Consider the following 17797-nt stretch of genomic DNA (forward strand, 5'->3'; position numbering starts at 1 on the left):
CTTTTATTAGACCAGGTAAAATGTGCTTGGATGGGTGCCGAATTCCTCTTTCAACCTCATGAGCCTCGGCGAGCCGAGCAGCGCGGAGACCAGGCTGTCTGAGTCGTTGGAATCGCCGAAGTAGGTGGCGTCTCCAAGGCATGTGGTGACACAGGCGGGCAGGATACCCTTTTCAACCCGATGCAGGCAAAAGGTGCATTTCCGCGCGTTGCCGACAGGGGAGTCATCCCTGTTCTTTCTCGGCCATTCCTTGCCGTATTCAAAGGAAGGCAGTTTTTCATAGTCAGGGACAAGGGGCGTGTCGTCGCAATAATAAAAACCCTTGTCAAAGGTCCTGGCAGAATATGGGCAGGCGTTTATGCAATAACGGCAGCCGATACATTTGTCATAGTCGATCTCGACTATGCCGTCCGGCCGTTTCCATGTGGCGCTTGCCGGGCAGACCTTGACACAGGGCGGATTGTCGCACTGCATGCAGGGCCTTGGCAGAAATGTCTTTCTGACATTTGGATACCGGCCTATCTCCTTTTCCATGACCGGGCGGTAAACAATCCCTGGCGGCAGGTGATTTTCAGCCACGCACGCCGTAGTGCAGGCGTGGCATCCGACGCATTTTCCCAGATCGATCACCATGACCCAGTGCCTTTTATTCATGGGTTTTTTAAGGACGCGTTTGAGGTCATTCATCATCCTTTGCCGTATTTCTTCCTGAGGTTCGATGTCAATTATGGCCATTCACAGCCCCCTCGTATGATTTTGTAATCATGATATGGAATCATAGGGTTGTTGAATAAAAAAATAAGCGGGGAAAGCTTGATACTTTTGTAGGAATTAAAGGAAGGGACTTGCGGGGTTATGTCAGGATAATGTCTATGTTTAAGAGATATTTGTAGGGAAAATGATTACATCTCATCGTCTTTTTTCAGGATGCCAAGTTTCAACGCCAGGGCCACGAGCTCGGACCGGCTCTGGAGACCCAGTTTTATGAAGGCCCTTGACCGGTATGTAGTTACAGTCTTTTCGCTGAGGTTACAGAGCTCGGCGATCTCCCTGCATGTAAAGCCCCTGGCGACGTTCTCCATTACCTCTTTTTCCCTTGGGCTCAGGCCTTCCCAGAGTCTGGTCTCCTTGTCCTCAAGGGTTGCGCCGGTCTTTGAAGGTCCTTTCGCCATCTTTCCGACCAGCCCTTTTAACATGCTCGGAGAGATATACATCTCTCCCCTTGTCACTGATCTTATGGCGTAAATCAGGTCTTCGTCCATGGCTTTTTTGAGGAGGAACCCCGCGGCCCCGCCATCCATGGCCCGCTCAAGGTATTGCTGATTTTCGTGCATGGTGAGCATGATTATGCGCGATTCGGGGGAATTTTCGCGTAGCTTAGGGAGTATTTCAATCCCGCTTGCACCAGGGATGGATATGTCAAGCAGAACGCAATCAGGCTTGAGTTCTGTCACGGCCTGGATAGCGCCATGGGCCTCCGTCGCCTCTCCGACCACCTCCATGTCTTCCTGCGCGTCAATGAGCATCTTGAGTCCTGCAAGGAGCAGCGTGTGGTCATCTACTATTATTACCCGCGTCTTTTTCATCGAGGCGATTCGCTTGAGACACCCGCGGGTATGGTAAACGTCACCATCGTGCCCTGGCCAGGCTCGGATTCAACCTTAATTCACCTCCGAGGAGTTTTGTCCTCTCTTCCATGCCGTAGATGCCAAGTCTGTTTCTGGTCTTTGCCACCATGTCGAATCCAACCCCATTATCTTCCAGAATACCCCTTATCTCTCCGTTGATCAATTCTATTATGACAGTCACCGCATCCGCCTTTGAGTGACGGGCGACGTTCGTAAGGGCCTCCTGTACTATGCGATAGAGGCTTGTCTCGATATAGGACTCAAGGCGTATGTCTTTAAGCCCGTATATGTAGAGTTCCACCTTGATCCCGTATTTTGCCATGAATTTATCCGCATACATCTCAAGAGCCGCGGTGATCCCCATGTCGTCCAGGACCGACGGTCTAAGCTCAACGGCTATGTTATGGATCGACTCAAGTTCGCTGACAAGGGTGGCCCTCAGACGCTTGACGCTCTCTGTTATGAGCCTGCGCTCTTGCGTCTGATCGAGGTATTTAAGCTCCAGCATCAGAGACGCAAGAGACTGGGCGACCTGGTCGTGAAGCTCCCTTGCTATGCGCTTTCTCTCTTCTTCCTGGGCGGTGATGGTTTTTTGAAGGAGTTCCTTTCTTATCCCCTCCCTTTCGAGCCGCTCCCTTTCAGCCATTTCGAGTTTTGCTGCCATCTGATTGAAGGCCGATGTGAGCTGGCTGATCTCGTCTCCGGAATTTTTTTGCGCCCTTACTGAAAAATCACCCTCTGTGAGAATGCGCGTGGCGTTCAGCAAGATCATGACAGGTCTTGTAATCACCCATGTGAGAAGCCCTGAAAAGGCGATCCCAAGCACTATCACGCCCAGTGTCGTAAAGACGAGGGCCTTTATAAGCCTTGTAATGGCGTCTTCAGAGCCCTTCCCTGAAACCCCCACACGAACAACCCCTATGTCCCCGTTAAGTATGGGGGCGGATGAATCCAATACCAGCCCTTCATTTGTTTGAAGCATTTTGGTCCCAACGCCTGCCTGGGCGTCATGCTCCACCCTTAAAAGATCCAAAGGTATGCGCAAGGACCTCCTTGTTTGGAGAGACAATAAAGGCATAACGGAGGTCCGGCAGGTTCTTTACAGCATCCTTGAGCATACGGGTAAGGCCGAACATGTCGTTTAAGAGGATATAATCCTGGCTCCTGGCTGCAAGCTCCCTTGCTATGGAGCGGCTCATCTCCCGTAGCTGTCTGTATGACTCCTGCTCCATGGCCCGATAGACCTGAAGTGTGGTAAAGGTCCCGATGAGTATGGCGGTGCCCACGACCATGCCAATGATCTTTAGATTCAAAGGCACGGCATCCGCCATTTTCCAGAAAAAGGAAAGTCTGGAAGATAAGTGTGTTTTTCCAGGAATGGCTGCATCCCGATCGTTTTGTGTGGCTATTTTTTGCATGGCTGGTCTTTGTAGTCTATGCAAGAGGCCTCGTAGCTGGCAGGCCTTGGCTCGACAAATTTCTCAATACCCAGGGCAAAGAGGGCGGTTTTGCCGTCTCTGTTTTTGTGCATGCGGAGAAAGATGTCTTTTAATCTCTTTGTTTCCGTTGGGTTCTGCTCGCGCGGCACTACGACCGGCGGCATTCCGAACTCCTGCGAGGTAAGTATGATGCGGATTTTTTTGCTATGCCTGGGTCTTTGTTTATGGCGTTTTCATAGACGATTTCATCCACAGACGCCCCATCCGCAAGCCCTTGGGCCACGGCCTGTATGGAGCGGTCGTGGCTGTAGGTGAAAAAGGTGCGTTTAAAAAAATCCTCAGGCTTATAACAGGCCTTTTTGATCAGATATGCAGGGTAGAGATATCCCGTATTGGAAAGGGGGTCAGTAAAGGCAAAGACACTTCCCTTGAGGTCCATAAATGTCCTCGCCTTCGACGCGGAGGGCACGATTATGACTGCACGGTAGGTCACTTTGCCTTTTATCTGAGGCGTAACCAGCAGGGACATCTTTTTGTCGCTGCCTTGCTGGATATAGGCCCCTGTGCAGACAAAGGCAAGATCGACCCTGCCTTTTGCGATCAGCTCATTTACCTCCCAGTAAGTGCGCCGCTGTATAAGTTTGACAGGTCTTTCAGTGACCTTTCCAAGATATTTTAAAAGCGGCTTGTAGGACTCAACAGTCCCTTCCGGCGAGATAATGGCGGCAACCGCGACCCTCAGGGGTTGCGGGCCGCCTGTGCTGTTTTTCTCAGGAAGGGCGGAGAGCTTGTCAAGTCGTATGACGCCTTTGTTTTTTTCTTGGTCTTGTCTCGATTCTTTATCTTTATCTTTACTGCAGCCCGATATAGATAGAGAGAACAAAGACCATTGTGGTGGCAAGTAGATATGCAACTCGGGGGCATCGGATGCCTTTCATAATTCTCAGTTTACAGCTTAAAATAATTTGAATTTATTTATGAAATTATTTTTAATATATAACGAATTTTATGTCAAATAAATTCAACTTTCAGTACGGTTTTATAGATGAAAATAATAAGGCTCATCGCCCTTCCCTAGACGGCCTTGTCAAAAACAAGACGATGGATTAATTGTTAAGCAGCAGTTGTCTACTTTACAGCCTGTCTAACTGCCATTAAAAATATAATTAATTATGGATAATCAAAAAAACGATCTGGGTCCTAAAGAAGAACCAATGCACAGCGACACCACTAAAGAAACGGCGGCAAGGGAAGTCCCGTCCCAAAAAGACCTAGAGAAAGAAATAAGCGACTATCTCTCAAAACGATACGGCGGCAAGGTCCGCGTGATATCACACATGCTCTTGCCAGAAGAACTTGACCACAAAAGACTTTCCGATGGGACGGGAAGGGGTGTGCATGGCGGACATAAGATACACTTCAACCTCAAGCCCGAGGAGTTGGAGGCCTGGCTCAACAGGTTCGTCGTAAGACAGGAAAAGGCTAAGGCCATCCTAGCGACCAAGATCTGCACCCACTTCAATCGCATAGAATACCTAAGAAAGATGGGCAAAAGCGTACAGGCGCATGGGCCCGGCAACATAAAAAACAATATCATACTCATCGGTCCTACTGGCTCAGGAAAGACATTCCTTATAAAGCTCATAGCAGATCGCTTGGGCGTGCCCTTCGTCAAGGGAGACGCCACCAAATTCAGCGAAACAGGCTATGTCGGGGGCGACGTCGAAGACCTTGTCCGCGACCTTGTCCAAGAGGCCGATGGTGACATAGAGCTAGCTCAGTGTGGCATTGTCTATATAGATGAAATAGACAAGATAGCATCGTCGCCTAATGTACATGGACCTGATATCTCGCGCGCCGGCGTCCAGAGGGCCTTGCTTAAACCCCTCGAAGAGACCGAGGTCGATCTGCGCGTACCACATGATCCCATCTCCCAGATAGAGGCCATAGAGAGATACAGACAGACTGGCAAGAGGGAAAAGAAGACCTTAAATACCCGCGATGTCCTTTTTATTGCAAGCGGCGCCTTCTCAGGGCTCTCGGAGATTATAAAAAAGAGACTCACCAGACAGGGTATCGGTTTTGGTGCGGATATCTGCATAAAAGACGACGAATACTGGCTGGATTTTGTCAAACCGCAGGATCTTATCGAATACGGATTCGAGTCGGAGTTTATAGGCCGTTTTCCTGTTGTAGCCGTACTCCATGAATTGAGCGAGGACGATCTCTATCAGATACTCAAAAATCCTGAAAGTGCGGTCGTCAGAGGGAAAAAACAGGATTTCAAGATCTACGGTATAGATCTCAGGTTTGAAGACGACGCCCTGAGGCTGCTTGCCGCCCAGGCATATCAAGAGCACACCGGGGCCAGGGCGCTGGTAAGCGTCATGGAAAAGGCCCTTATGCCCTTTGAAAAAACATTGCCGTCCACCGAGATCAAATTCTTGCTCGTAACCGAAGAGCTGGTCAAAGATCCAGAAACTGCCCTGAAGGGCCTCCTGTCTCACCCCTATGACCACTCACTTATCAAGAGATATGAGGAGATAGTGGATGCCGAAAAAAGAGACCTCATGGAGCGCATTGAAGTGGATGTGTCGAGGTGCTGGCGAAATACGGATGTGCCCTTCAACCCAAACAGGCTAAAGATGATAAACCGTCTGATCCTGGAGCAAGACATGTGCCTAGATGCGGCCCAAGAAACAATCCTTTCCCGGATTGAGCAGATAAAAGGCTACGAAGACGCCTTTTTTGACAGATGCGGCATAAAAATCATCTTCGAAGAAGAGGCGATTGATGCGCTGATTGAAGGCTGCCTTGATGACCCAGAAAACCTACGCACAGCGTGCGAAACTATATGCAATATCCTGGAATACGGTCTGACGCTCATCAAAGAGAAGACCGGCCAGGAAAATTTCAGCATTCCAGCCGAGGCGGTGAAGGGCATCGAATCCTATATCAATAGACTCATCCGTGCAAGTTATCGTTCACCGCAAAAAAGCGAGGCGATGTGAAACAAAATCAAACTATACTGCTTGCCGACACATCCGAGAGGATAAGAAGACAGTTCCAAACGGCTGCCGAAAGGCTTAAACTGAGGCTCATACTTGCTGAAGACGGCCAGGAGGCGCTTGATTTGGCTGTCGAAAAACTCCCCGACCTCATAGTTATAAGGAGAAATGCAGCCGTATTGGATGCCCTTTCCTTCAGTGTACTCCTAAAGCAATCGGCGAATACCAAAGACATACCTGTAATCATCATCTGTACTGAGGCATCGACACAGGAACGGGAGCGCTTCAAAGATGCAGGTTGCTGCGGCTGCCTGGAAGAACCCTTTTCAGATCAAAGGGTTATCGAGATATTAGAGAGGTGGTTGCCATGATGTTTCCTGAGTATCGGGCAAGGAGGATGCGGCGTAGCGAGGCCCTGCGCGCCATGGTGCGCGAGACGGAATTGAGCGTAAAACATCTTGTATATCCGCTCTTTATCATCCCTGGGAGCGGGATCAAGGAACAGATAAACGCCATGCCAGGCTGTTTCCACCTCTCTGTGGACAAGGCCGCCGAAGAGGCAAAAGAGATACTCGACCTCGGGATACCTGCGGTCATAGTCTTCGGCCTACCTGAACACAAAGATTCAAGGGGGACAGAGGCTTGGTCGCAGCACGGCACCGTTCAAAAGGCTGTGCCAGCCATAAAAAAAGCAGCTCCCGACCTTGTGGTGATAACCGATGTATGTATGTGCGAATACACATCGCACGGCCACTGCGGCGTCGTATCCAAAGACGGGGTGGAAAACGACGCAACACTCGAATCTCTCGCAAAGATCGCCCTCTCCCATGCAAGGTCTGGGGCCGACATGGTTGCACCATCCGACATGATGGATGGCAGGATCGGGGCGATAAGAGAGGCCTTGGATGAAAATGGCTTTGAACACATCCCTATCATGTCCTATGCAGTCAAATACGCCTCCGCCTTTTATGGTCCGTTCCGTGAGGCGGCTGACAGCGCCCCACAATTCGGAGACCGTCGCTCCTATCAAATGGACCCGCCAAACCAGAGAGAAGCCGTTCGCGAGGCCATGTTGGACCTTGAAGAGGGCGCTGACATCCTCATGGTCAAACCGGCCATGCCCTATCTTGACATAATCCACCTCCTGAGACAGGAATTCACACTGCCCATAGCGGCCTATCAAGTAAGCGGCGAATACTCGATGATCAAGGCAGCGGCCCGATCGGGTTGGATAGACGAGGCAAGGGCCATAGATGAATCACTGACCTGCATCCGACGGGCAGGCGCCGACATCATAATAACATATTTCGCTAAAGATTATGCAAAGGGGCAGGCCTAAGGCCTCTTGCAGCAGCGCAAAACACAATCGTATATACGGCCTTAAAGGCATATAGGCCTCTATTAACCAGGACGGAGACATGAAAAGATTCATATTCCTCCTTGCCTTTGCCGCCACTGTCCTATTCCTTTCTCAACCCATTATCGCGGCGGACGAAGATATAAAACAGGTGGTCATAATCCGCTATCCCATAGAACCTATGGCCTTTCAAGGCGTTGTGGACGGATTTAAAAAGGCCATGGCATCACAGGGGTTAAGGGAGGGCAGGGATGTGATCTATATCGACATCCTTACCAGATGGAAGGATGAACGTTCGGTTCCTGAGGTGCTGGACGCTGTGAAGCGCTATAAGAAAAAAGCGGCCCTCTTCGTCACCTGCGGCTGGGTCTCTCTATATGTAAAACAGGCCCTGAAAGGCTCGGACACCCCGCAAATATTTGTCCCGGTACTGGACAGCGTGGCTCTGGAACTGGTACCCGGCCTTAGCCATCCATCCGGCTTGAACATAACCGGCGTCTATCTCATGTATCCACCCGGCAAAGTCCTGCGCCTGGCAATGGCGCTCATCCCCGGTCTAAAACGCATGGCCTATGTGTATGATTCCCGCATCCCAGCAGACCTCTCCTACAAAAAGGCCTTTGAAACCGTCACCGAGACCGGCGCAGTCAAAGTAATCTACCCAGACATTGCGAAGGGCATGAACGAAGTGACAAGGGTGATAAGGCGCAGCGATGTCCAGGCCGTCTGCTATCTTGTCGGCGGCATGAGATATGTAAAGGAACTTAACGAGCTAGGAGTCCCAATAGTCACAGCCTACGCCTTTGACGTGGACGAAACGGCGCTCAAGAAGAGGCTTGCTAAAGAAAAGGCGACACTGGCAGGTTACTTCAACCCCTTTTCATACTGCGGATTCCGGGCGGGTCTCATGGCCGCCAGGATCTTAACGGGCACCAAAGCCGGGGAAATCGCACCGGAGGCCGCAAGGCAAATGCTATTCATAAACCTCACTACGTCCAAGATGTTCCTCATCCCGATTGACCTCCAAGCCCTCGAGACCGCCGATCTCGTCATCAGGTAATTGCCATGGCCGTCAAGTCCCTTCGCACGCTCTCCTTTCTGTTCGGGCTTTTATTCGCCTCAGCAACGGCCCTGCCCATATTCTTCGTGGCCGAAGGGTCCCTGCACGACCTTGCGTTCAACCTGGCAACAGAGGGAATCTTCGAAAGGATAGATGGTAGCCTAAACAAAATCGACCAACGTTATGAGGAACTGCGCATCCTTGGCCTTGACGACAGCCCTGAACACCTGGCAACATTAAAGGCTGGCAGCCTGCGCGACCTCTCCAGAGATCTCTCGTCAAAAACCTATATCGTCCCCGGCACTGCGCTAGTAATAACCAAAGACGGCACCGTCCTTATAGGCAATGACATCTAGGACCTGAAAAGTCAGAACGGCGTGGTCCGGGGGCTCTTAAATGAGATGGACGGCAAGGCAAGGGGGGTCGCAACCTATACGGTGCACGGCACAAAGAAGATAGCCTGTCTCAGATATTACCCGCCATGGCAGGCATATGTCGGGATAGGGGTCAATATTGACGATATCCATGCCCTGCACAAGCGCTTCACGGAGATCAGCCTCGCTGCCATTACAGCGGCCTTCGCACTGGCCGCCCTTCTTGCGCTCGCAGTGCATCGCTTTATCATAGCACCGCTCATCTCCCTCTCGGTCTATGCGATGGAGATCTCCAAGGGCAACTACGGGGTCGAGATAGAAGGCCGTTTCCCTATGGAGATCGGGGTGCTGAAGGCCGCCTTTGAAGGAATGGTAGGCAGGGTCAAGGAAAATATGGCCGAAATAGTAAGGCAATTGGAGATCGTAAAGGAAAGGGGGGCCGAGAGGGACGAGGCGCTCAAGGCCTCACAACTGAACGAGGAACGCCTGAGTGTCACCATCCGCTGCATGGGCGACGGTGTTATCTCCACAGACCTTTCGTCAAAAGTTACCCTCATAAACAAGACGGCCGAAAGACTCCTGGGGATTAGCCATGTCCAGGCCATCGGAAAAGAGATCGGCGAGATATTCACCATCAATGATGAAAACGGGCATAATATCGATCCAGTCAGGGATGCGCTGACGCAGAACAGACTCATAGAAAGCCGCGGCAGGGAAAGTCTCGTACCAAAAACAAGGGGTGGATTCGACTGCGCCTACGCCTGTTCGCCCATACTGGACAGCTCGAGTTGCGCAATCGGAACGGTGTTCGTCTTCAGGGACATAACTGAACACAACCGTCTAGTCGAACAGGCCTTAATTGCTGAAAAACTTGAATCAGTGGGCCTGCTGGCAGGCGGTATAGCACACGACTTCAACAACATCCTGACCCCGATACACTCAGGCATCAGCGCCGCCCTGAGCCACATAAATGAACCACAGAGGCTTGAAAAGCTGCTTAGGCCAGCCCTCAAGGCAGCCGAAAGGGCCGTAGGCCTTACGCATCAGCTCCTGACCTTCGCCAAGGGCGGTGAGCCGGTGAAAGAAGACGCCTCTCTTGAGGAAATAGTAAAGGACACAGCCGGATTTGTATTGAGCGGCGCCAGCATTATATGCCACTACGAGTTCGCCCCGAACCTCTGGCTGGCAGCGTTGACAAACGTCAGATCAGCCAAGTCATCCAAAACATTGTTTTAAATGCCAGACAGGCCATGAAAAACAACGGCCTCATCACTATCAGGGCCGAGAATCTCGAGTATACAAACGAGACTGGGTGCGAAGGAGAAAAGGATATACCGCTTGCACCAGGACGTTATGTAAAGCTGACGATCGAGGATAGTGGCTCAGGAATACCACAACACATCCTTGACCGTATCTTTGAGCCTTATTTCACCACCAAGACGGAGGGGAGCGGCCTTGGTCTCGCGGTGACTCGCTCCATAGTTACAAGGCACGGCGGGCACATAACGGTCAGTTCAAACAAAGGCAAAGGTGCCTCCTTTACAATCTATCTACCTGCATCATCAGGGCATGCCTTGGGTCATACCCTACATGTCGGACCAAGCGAGCACACAAAAAGGGACGGGAGGCTCATACTCATGGATGACGACGAGATGATCCTCGAACTGGCCAAAATACTCCTTGAAGACATGGGATATCAGGTCTTGACGGCACGAGATGGGAGACAGGCTGTCGACCTCTATAAAGCCGCAATGAATGAAGGCCGCCCAGTGAGTGCGGTCATCATGGACATCACGGTCCTAGGCGGCATGGGCGCAAAAGAGACCATGCCCGAATTGTTAAAGATAGATCCTGGGTGCAAGGGCGTCGTGTCGAGCGGCTACTCACAGGATCCGATTATGTCTAATTATAAGGAATATGGCTTTGCAGCGGCCCTGCCCAAACCATATCGGATGGAAGACTTGGCCGCGATGCTGGATAAGATACAGGCCTAATACATCCTATGTCTGAACATCAATGCGGCAGTAAAAAGGGTTACGAGCCCAATGACCGCCATGGGCCAGTATTGATTGACCAAAAGTCTGGCCCCAGCCCCTTCCAGAAAGACCTCCCGGACCACCACTAGAAAATATCGAAACGGGTTTATGAGTGTCAATTTCTGCACGACGACCGGCATATTGGCGATGGGTGTCGCAAAGCCGGACAGCGTCACAGCCGGCACCAGAAACAAAAACGCACCCAGAAGCCCCTGTTGCTGGGTCACAGCAAAGGATGAGATCATAAGACCTACACCTATTGCAGATAAAATAAAGAGACCGAGCCCAAGATAAAGGGCGATGACGCTGCCCCTCAGAGGGATGTCAAACCAGTAAACCGTCACAAGTATAATAAAACTCGCTTCAATAAGGCCAATTATCATGCCTGGAATGGTCTTTCCAAGGAGAATCTCAAACGGGTTCAAGGGGGTGACCAGAAGCTGATCAAAGGTACCGGCCTCCCGCTCCCTAGCTATGGAAAGGGCAGTCACTATAAGCGTCACTACCAAGGTCAAGAGACCGACGATTCCCGAGACTATGAACCACCTGCTCTCAAGATTCTCATTAAACCAAGCGCGGATATCGAGCCGGACAGGTGCACCGCCAATGCCATATCGCATCGCCAGATCCTCATTGAACCTGGCCACTATCTCGTTTACATAATTCAGGGCCAGCATGGCGGTGTTGGAATTACGGCCGTCGATTATCACCTGGACCGGCGCAGGACGCCTCTCCAAGAGATCACGCTCGAAGTTCCTCCCTATATGAAGGACCATCAACGCCTTCTGATCGTCTATAATGGGTCTGATGGACCCCTCGTCCAGGATATAGGCCACCTTTTCAAAGGCCCTCGAGCCATCGAAATGCGCTATAAGCTCTCTGGATGCAGGACTCCTGTCTTCGTCATAGATCGCATAGGGGACGTCTTTAAGATCAAATGTAGCGGCATAGCCAAAGACGATAAGCTGAATGACAGGCGGACCGATCAAGACGAATCTGCCTTGTTTGTCCCTTAAAAGGGCCAGAAATTCCTTTATCACGAGTGATATAACCCTAGCCAACATGTTTTCCTACCTCAGATGCTTTTTGCTCTTTATCGCCACAACACCCATAAAAAAAGACGCTATAACTACAAGGGCTGCGGCGTTTGCAAATATGACCGGATAGACATCCCCTGCTGAAAAGACGGTCTGGAGTATCGATACGAAATACCTTGCAGGGATCACATGTGTTATGACCCTGATGGGAAACGGCATGCTCCGTATGTCAAAGATGAAACCGGAGAGGATGAATGCGGGTAAATAGGTTGCAATGATCGCCATTTGACCGGCGACGAACTGACTCCTCGCTACGGTCGAGATCAAGAGCCCCATGCCGAGCGCGGCGAGGAGATAGAGAGACGACGCAATAAAAAGCACGACGTATGAACCATAAAACGGGACATTAAACAGATATACGGCCATCAAGACTGAAAGCCCCATACCGCCCATGCCGAGCATAAAATAGGGGATGACCTTGCCGACCAATATCTCGGCTATCGTGACAGGAGTTGACATCAGGGCCTCCATTGTGCCCCGTTCCCACTCCCTTGCCACAACCATGGCCGTAAGAAGCGCCCCGGTCAAGGTCATAATGACCGCTATAAGCCCAGGTACTAGGTAGTTTCTGCTCCTGACCTCTGGATTGAACCATATCCTTGATTCGAGCACTGCCCCCTGACCAAGGCCTGCACCGAATGACATCAGAGCGCGCCTCGTAAGCCACTGTCCCCAAACCCCTGTAAGATATCCCTCAATCAGACGCGCCGTATTGGCGTCGACGCCGTTTACGAAGACGCCTATAGACGCATCCTTTTCCTTTATCTTTCTGGCGAAATCCGATTTGAACCAGATGATTGAATCCACCTTTCCCCTCATCATGGCCAGCTGTGCCTCGCCTATAGAGCTAAATCCAATGGGCTCGAAATACTCCGACTGCCGGAGTCCGCTTACAAAATCAGCGGCCTCCGGCCCAGGGTTATCGATCACCACCCCTATCGGGACATGCCTCGCATCGAGAGTAACCCCATAACCAAATATAAAGAGGAGCACCACTGGCAATACAATAGCAATGGCTATGCTCGATGGATCGCGCACGATCTGAAGCGTCTCCTTTTTCATAAGAGCAAAGAGCCTTACGCGATCAATGGACATTCTCTCTCCTCCCCTCCAATATCGAAATAAATACCTCCTCCATTGTTGCATGCTTGATATCTGGGAGATATTTTGCCTTCAGCTCATCCGGCGCCCCGAGCGCCAACACCTCACCCCGGGCCATGATGGCAAGCCTGTCGCAGTACTCGGCCTCTTCCATGAAATGCGTAGTTACAAGGACGGTCACGCCGCTCTCGGCAAGGGTGTTGATCCTTGTCCAGAACTCCCTCCTGGCTATCGGGTCAACCCCGGAGGTCGGTTCATCCAGAAAGAGTATATGCGGCTCGTGCATAAGCGACGCGGCTAGGGCAAGGCGCTGCTTGTAGCCGAGCGGCAGCTCGCTGCTTGTCGTATCTTTATATGACTCAAGCTCAAATTCCTCAAGCGCCCAGCTGATGCGCTCTTTCTTCCGTGCCCCGTTCAGACCATAGACCCCTGCAAAAAAATTCAGATTCTGGGCCACGGTGAGATTAACATAGAGGGAAAACTTCTGGGCCATATAGCCGATCTTCGCCCTGGCCCTGGCAGGGGCGCGCCTCAAATCCTCGCCTGCGACCTCAAGGTGTCCGTCACTTGGCGGCAAAAGGCCACAGAGCATCCGGAAGGTGGTGGATTTGCCAGCGCCGTTTGCCCCCAAAAGCCCGAATATCTCGCCCTTTTTTACTGAGAAACTTACGTTTTTGACCGCACAAAACCCGCCGAACCACCGCTCAAGACCCTTCACAACAATCACATCATGGAGATCATCCAAATTTGATGCGCCTTCCGGCTGACACTCGACTGCCTGGATCTCGACATCAATCACGCCGTTAGCGACATCCGAGGCGGCAGAGACATCAAGACCGGCATCGCGCATCAGAGGACCAACGGAGGACGGGATCTCTTTCTGCCGGACAAGAAAGACAAATGCGTCTTCAAAACGGGCCGGAACAGGGCTGACATTAGCCTGTGGACAGACGTCTGACACAGAAGCGGCTGTATCCATGCCTTTTTTAACTACAAGCCGCACCCCATCGGCCTGAATGGTGCTGTCGATTACGCCCTTGATACCAGAAAGCCGCTGCCTGAGCGCCCGCTTCCCAAGAGACGGTGCGGTAACCATAAAACTCTGACCTGCCATCATATCAGTAAAGACCTTTGGCTCAGCCTGCTTTATAAGCCTTCCTTCATGCAGGAGTATCACATCCTGACAACGCTCGGCCTCATCAAGATATGCCGTGCTCAAAATGACCGTCATGCCCTCTTTCTCCACCATGCGATTCACTATCGTCCAGAGCTCACGGCGCGACAAAGGGTCCACACCAACAGTCGGTTCATCGAGGATGAGGAGTCGCGGACTGCTCAGGAGGGTACATATGAGACCAAGCTTCTGCTTCATGCCGCCCGAAAGTCTCCCTGCAAGGCGGGATGTAAATGGCGCAAGGCCTGACATCTTAAAGAGGTCTTCATAGCGTTTTTTGCGTTGATCGGCCGGGAGACCCTTGAGATCACCGTAGAGCTCCATATTCTCAAGTACCGTCAGGTCTTCATACAGACCGAAACGCTGTGGCATGTAACCAGCATCCTTTTGAACCACCCCTGGGTCTTTTATTACATCCGTACCAAAGACCGTTATCTCGCCTTCATCTGGTAAAATGAGGCCAAGGATCAAACGCATGAGCGTGGTCTTTCCCGCACCGTCAGGACCTATAAGCCCCGTGATACACGAAGGCGCCACATCAATGCACAGGTCGTCAAGGGCGGTTATAATACGTGATCCAGCTTTGAACATCTTTTTGACATGCCTTATGGAAACAGCCGCTGCAGGTCTTTCAACAGGTACACTGCCTGACGCTTGAACGGTTTCCAAGGCCGACATAATTATTAGCTTTCTCCAGCAACGGTGCCTTTCGACCCGGCACCGTCTGAAGACACAATCTTCACCGTGGCCGGCATACCAAGGCGCAGCTCGCCCTGTGGATTTGACACGAACACGCGTACCTGATAAACGAGCTTGGTTCTCAATTCAGTCGTCTCGACTGGCTTTGGAGTAAACTCGGCAGTAGGCGAGATAAAACCTACCCATCCCTTATAGACTTTGCCAGGGAAACTGTCAGTAGTTACCTCTGCAGGCATCCCAAGCCTGATCCTGCCGAGATCCGGCTCATCGATGTAGGCCCTGACCCAGACAGGATCAAAAAGCGCAAGCGTAAAGACCGGGGTATTCGGTGAGACCATATCGCCTGGCTCAAGGATGCGGTTTTCAATAATCCCACTGGATGGGGCATAGAGTCTGGTATCTTCAAATTCGCGCCTTGCATAATCAAGTGCAGCCTCATAGGCCTTTAGTGTGGACTTGGCAGCTGCTATGTCTTCCTTTCTCGGTCCTTCCACGGCAAGGTCAAGGTCTTGATGGGCTGCGTCCAATTCAGCCTTGGCCGCCTTGAAGTTCGCCTCCGCATCGTCGAATGCCTGTTTTGACACAAGGCCCTTGTCCACCAGCCCCTTAAGACGCCCATAATTGGCTTCCGCATCTCTCATCACCACCTCCGCCCTCCTCACCCTGGCGCGGGCAGCCGCTATCTGTTGATGTCTCGTGCCTGCAAGCAGGGCTGCAACCACCTCTTTTTGAGAGGCTACCTGCGCCTCAGCCTTTTTCAGATTTGCCTCATAGCGCGTGACGTCCAACTCGGCAAGGAGCTGACCAGATTTCACAACGTCACCTTCCTTCACGAGCATCCGCTCTATCCTGCCCGATGCGTCAAATGCCAAATTCACCTGGCGTATATCCACATTGCCGTAAAGGGTTATGACATTACCGGACGGTCTTTTATAGATACCAAAGACATAAAAGGCTACGCCCCCCAGGACAAGCAGGGGTATCACTAAGCGCAAGACGATTTGCTTCTTTGTAAGCCTCATTTCTCTTCTCCACTTACTTTATTCTCTATTTCTTACCCGAGTAGTCACTCAAACGTCAAGTCAAATTCCCTGAGCTGCCGTTTCGTAAACATCTAGGACCCTGGACAGGTGACCCTAGATCTCTATCGCAAATAATCTTTGGCGATTCACCTAAAACAAACAAAAAGCCGTTAAAAACAAGTTGGTTATAGTGTAAGCTCGCAGATTCAAGCTTCTATCTTCTTTGAAGAAAATGCAATAAAATAAATATTATGTTACATAATCCATTGGAGGCAAAGATGAGCGCTTACCCAAATAGAAAGATCGTCATATTTTATTCCTCCATAGGCTATGGACACATCAGCGCGGCGCAGGCCGTTAAAGAGGAAATATCCAAACTAAACCCAAAGGCGCAGGTACTTCTCCAGGATATCCGTGAGTTCATGCACCCAATCTGGCGCAGGATCGACGAAAGGCTGTATTGGTTTGTGGCAGCCAACCTCCCGGAGTGCTTCGACGCCCTCTTTCACAACGTGCAGGCGCGAGGAAATTCAGCGCTGTCGCTATCGCAACTACCAAACGACTACCCTGAAGAAAAGGTCCTTGAATTCCTGAAAAATCTGGCGCCGGATGCTGTCCTTGCCACGCATTATGGATCGGCGCAGGTGCTCGGAAATCTGCGCGAAAAGGGTCTATTAACAGATATTAGGATCGGTTGGCTGCACACGGATTTCTTTGAAGGATATCTGCCGCGGATATCCAAGCGTATTGATCGTACATTCCTTGCCCATCACGAGCTGGAATCGCGCTGGCTGGCGGCAGGGGTACCGGCGGAAAAGGTAGTCACCAGTGGTCTACCGGTATGTATCTGCAACGATGATAGGGGTCGAGAGGCAATTTTAAACGCCATAGGGCTGTATGCGCACTGGCCCACCGTAGTGATTACGTCCGGCAAGGAAGGGGTCAGCAATTATTCAGCCATAATAGAAGGCATTGCCGAGGGTTATCAAGATCATATACAAATTATAGCCGTGTGCGGCAAAAATACCAGGCAACAGGCCATGCTCAACGAACTTAAGGGACGGCTGGCAGAACGCATAATCATACGCGTCTTCGGTCTGGTACCTCACAACGACTTGCTCTCATGGGTAAAGGCCGCAGACATCCTGATTACCAAGGCCGGCGGTATGACCCCTGTAGAGGCCTTTGCCATGAGCACGCCTACCGTCCTCATTGATGCGGTCAGCGGCCATGAACGAGAAAATGCAGCCCTTTTTACTCGGCTCGGTGTGGCGGAACAGGCCGTTGACCCTAAGCACGCAGGTAAATTGGTAAACAGTCTCCTTGCCGACCGTAAACGCGCGGATGCGATGCGCAAGGCCCAAAGGGAATTCAAAGAAAACATCAATATCGCCAGGATCGCCGAATTTGCCCTGGACGAGACATTCGTTCCAGTAGTACCACCACCAGATTTCGGCGTCGAAAACGGGGCACCTGTCCTGAATATGAACGAGACGCTGGCGGAACTGGACGCACAGGTCCCGGCAGAACTGGAGCTACTTCTTTCCTATTCAACCTCACAAAAACCACAACGAATTGTACTGGAAAACCCCTTTGGTCACATAGCCATTCGAATCCACGACACAGTCTACAGCGCCAACTACATTGCCGATCCCTCTGTAGACCCCAATTTTTTGCAGCATATGGGCCTTGCCGATTATTTATATGGCGTATGCCGCCCATCTCCACTTCAGATACATACCAATACCTATGGCATGGCTTACGGTCGAGAAAATATCGGTCTAAGGGTCAGCGGGATCGCC

General features: G+C 51.3%; 16 protein-coding genes and 1 pseudogene. 8 read left to right on the top strand and 9 right to left on the bottom strand.

What is annotated here, in order from left to right; all coding sequences use genetic code 11:
* Positions 1-6 precede the first annotated feature (6 nt).
* The 5 genes and pseudogenes from ACP5SG_RS03985 to phnD form a co-directional block, all read right to left on the bottom strand.
* On the bottom strand, positions 7-735 hold the full coding sequence (locus ACP5SG_RS03985; RefSeq protein WP_424661078.1) for a 4Fe-4S dicluster domain-containing protein: 729 nt from the start codon (positions 733-735) through the stop codon (positions 7-9).
* Between the two features lie 167 nt (positions 736-902).
* Positions 903-1586 (bottom strand): response regulator transcription factor, encoded by a 684-nt coding sequence (locus ACP5SG_RS03990; RefSeq protein ID WP_424661079.1) that lies wholly within the window; start codon positions 1584-1586, stop codon positions 903-905.
* 40 nt (positions 1587-1626) lie between these two features.
* Positions 1627-2673 carry a histidine kinase gene (locus ACP5SG_RS03995; RefSeq protein WP_428122176.1) on the bottom strand — a complete coding sequence of 349 codons (1047 nt, stop codon included), beginning with the start codon at positions 2671-2673 and terminating at the stop codon, positions 1627-1629.
* A complete protein-coding gene (locus ACP5SG_RS04000) occupies positions 2636-3046 on the bottom strand; it encodes a hypothetical protein (RefSeq protein WP_428122179.1) in 411 nt (136 codons plus the stop codon). Before ACP5SG_RS04000 ends, ACP5SG_RS03995 begins: the two co-directional genes overlap by 38 nt.
* Positions 3034-3980, bottom strand: a pseudogene (gene phnD, locus ACP5SG_RS04005) (phosphate/phosphite/phosphonate ABC transporter substrate-binding protein). Before phnD ends, ACP5SG_RS04000 begins: the two are co-directional and overlap by 13 nt.
* 259 nt (positions 3981-4239) lie before the next feature.
* Between phnD and ACP5SG_RS04010 the strand changes: the two are divergent.
* From ACP5SG_RS04010 to ACP5SG_RS04040, 7 genes are all read left to right on the top strand, one after another.
* Positions 4240-6078, top strand: coding sequence for an AAA family ATPase (locus tag ACP5SG_RS04010; protein WP_237887643.1), 1839 nt, complete (start codon positions 4240-4242; stop codon positions 6076-6078).
* Complete coding sequence (locus tag ACP5SG_RS04015; protein WP_237887641.1) at positions 6075-6446, top strand: response regulator; 372 nt, start codon at positions 6075-6077, stop codon at positions 6444-6446. The genes ACP5SG_RS04010 and ACP5SG_RS04015 overlap by 4 nt, the downstream gene beginning before the upstream one ends.
* Entirely contained in the window at positions 6443-7414 is a 972-nt protein-coding gene (hemB, locus tag ACP5SG_RS04020) for a porphobilinogen synthase (protein WP_237887639.1), read from the top strand. Before ACP5SG_RS04015 ends, hemB begins: the two co-directional genes overlap by 4 nt.
* 79 nt (positions 7415-7493) lie before the next feature.
* Positions 7494-8492, top strand: a complete 999-nt coding sequence (locus ACP5SG_RS04025) for an ABC transporter substrate-binding protein (RefSeq protein ID WP_428122185.1) — start codon at positions 7494-7496, stop codon at positions 8490-8492.
* Between the two features lie 5 nt (positions 8493-8497).
* On the top strand, positions 8498-8848 hold the full coding sequence (locus tag ACP5SG_RS04030) for a hypothetical protein (protein WP_428122189.1): 351 nt from the start codon (positions 8498-8500) through the stop codon (positions 8846-8848).
* Between the two features lie 21 nt (positions 8849-8869).
* Positions 8870-10102, top strand: coding sequence for a PAS domain S-box protein (locus ACP5SG_RS04035; RefSeq protein WP_428122192.1), 1233 nt, complete (start codon positions 8870-8872; stop codon positions 10100-10102).
* 14 nt (positions 10103-10116) lie between these two features.
* On the top strand, positions 10117-10860 hold the full coding sequence (locus tag ACP5SG_RS04040) for an ATP-binding protein (protein WP_428122195.1): 744 nt from the start codon (positions 10117-10119) through the stop codon (positions 10858-10860).
* Here ACP5SG_RS04040 and ACP5SG_RS04045 read toward each other — a convergent pair.
* Genes ACP5SG_RS04045 through ACP5SG_RS04060 form a run of 4 tightly spaced genes read right to left on the bottom strand, consistent with a single transcriptional unit; the run spans position 10857 to position 15995 of the window.
* Positions 10857-11966 carry an ABC transporter permease gene (locus ACP5SG_RS04045; RefSeq protein WP_424661080.1) on the bottom strand — a complete coding sequence of 370 codons (1110 nt, stop codon included), beginning with the start codon at positions 11964-11966 and terminating at the stop codon, positions 10857-10859. The two genes, ACP5SG_RS04040 and ACP5SG_RS04045, sit on opposite strands and share 4 nt — an antisense overlap.
* A gap of 6 nt (positions 11967-11972) precedes the next feature.
* A complete protein-coding gene (locus tag ACP5SG_RS04050) occupies positions 11973-13094 on the bottom strand; it encodes an ABC transporter permease (protein WP_237887631.1) in 1122 nt (373 codons plus the stop codon).
* Complete coding sequence (locus tag ACP5SG_RS04055) at positions 13084-14952, bottom strand: ATP-binding cassette domain-containing protein (RefSeq protein ID WP_424661081.1); 1869 nt, start codon at positions 14950-14952, stop codon at positions 13084-13086. The genes ACP5SG_RS04050 and ACP5SG_RS04055 overlap by 11 nt, the downstream gene beginning before the upstream one ends.
* 5 nt (positions 14953-14957) lie before the next feature.
* Positions 14958-15995: an efflux RND transporter periplasmic adaptor subunit gene (locus tag ACP5SG_RS04060; protein ID WP_237887627.1), complete on the bottom strand. Its 1038-nt coding sequence runs from the start codon at positions 15993-15995 to the stop codon at positions 14958-14960.
* Between the two features lie 278 nt (positions 15996-16273).
* On the opposite strand from ACP5SG_RS04060, the gene ACP5SG_RS04065 reads away from it, so the two are divergent.
* Positions 16274-17797, top strand: a 1524-nt coding sequence (locus tag ACP5SG_RS04065) for an MGDG synthase family glycosyltransferase (protein WP_428122206.1), incomplete at its 3' end; no start/stop codon positions are given.

It is taken from the genome of Dissulfurimicrobium sp. (assembly GCF_049968175.1).
GTDB lineage: Bacteria > Desulfobacterota > Dissulfuribacteria > Dissulfuribacterales > Sh68 > Dissulfurimicrobium > Dissulfurimicrobium hydrothermale.